This is a genomic window from Enterobacter sp. UNJFSC 003, assembly GCF_036903355.1.
GTDB lineage: Bacteria > Pseudomonadota > Gammaproteobacteria > Enterobacterales > Enterobacteriaceae > Enterobacter.
In genome coordinates, this window is record NZ_JBAKHK010000036.1 from 1 (window position 1) to 949 (window position 949).

At 49.4% G+C, this 949-nt stretch carries 1 protein-coding gene and 1 pseudogene; one reads left to right on the plus strand and one right to left on the minus strand.

Translation table 11 applies throughout. The features are described 5' to 3' along the window. Positions 1–120: 120 nt before the first annotated feature. Positions 121–222: pseudogene (locus V5P19_RS22940) on the plus strand (hypothetical protein); the annotation flags it as partial. A gap of 292 nt (positions 223–514) precedes the next feature. Here V5P19_RS22940 and V5P19_RS22945 read toward each other — a convergent pair. Beyond that, the coding region (locus V5P19_RS22945) for a CatA-like O-acetyltransferase (protein WP_308954154.1) at positions 515–949 on the minus strand (435 nt) is incomplete at its 5' end.

Sequence of the window (949 nt, forward strand, 5' to 3'; positions counted from 1 at the left end):
GCGGGGCATGACTATCGTCGCCGCACTTATGACTGTCTTCTTTATCATGCAACTCGTAGGACAGGTGCCGGCAGCGCCCAACAGTCCCCCGGCCACGGGGCCTGCCACCATACCCACGCCGAAACAAGCGCCCTGCACCATTATGTTCCGGATCTGCATCGCAGGATGCTGCTGGCTACCCTGTGGAACACCTACATCTGTATTAACGAAGCGCTAACCGTTTTTATCAGGCTCTGGGAGGCAGAATAAATGATCATATCGTCAATTATTACCTCCACGGGGAGAGCCTGAGCAAACTGGCCTCAGGCATTTGAGAAGCACACGGTCACACTGCTTCCGGTAGTCAATAAACCGGTAAACCAGCAATAGACATAAGCGGCTATTTAACGACCCTGCCCTGAACCGACGACCGGGTCGAATTTGCTTTCGAATTTCTGCCATTCATCCGCTTATTATCACTTATTCAGGCGTAGCAACCAGGCGTTTAAGGGCACCAATAACTGCCTTAAAAAAATTACGCCCCGCCCTGCCACTCATCGCAGTACTGTTGTAATTCATTAAGCATTCTGCCGACATGGAAGCCATCACAAACGGCATGATGAACCTGAATCGCCAGCGGCATCAGCACCTTGTCGCCTTGCGTATAATATTTGCCCATGGTGAAAACGGGGGCGAAGAAGTTGTCCATATTGGCCACGTTTAAATCAAAACTGGTGAAACTCACCCAGGGATTGGCTGAGACGAAAAACATATTCTCAATAAACCCTTTAGGGAAATAGGCCAGGTTTTCACCGTAACACGCCACATCTTGCGAATATATGTGTAGAAACTGCCGGAAATCGTCGTGGTATTCACTCCAGAGCGATGAAAACGTTTCAGTTTGCTCATGGAAAACGGTGTAACAAGGGTGAACACTATCCCATATCACCAGCTCACCGTCTTTCATTGC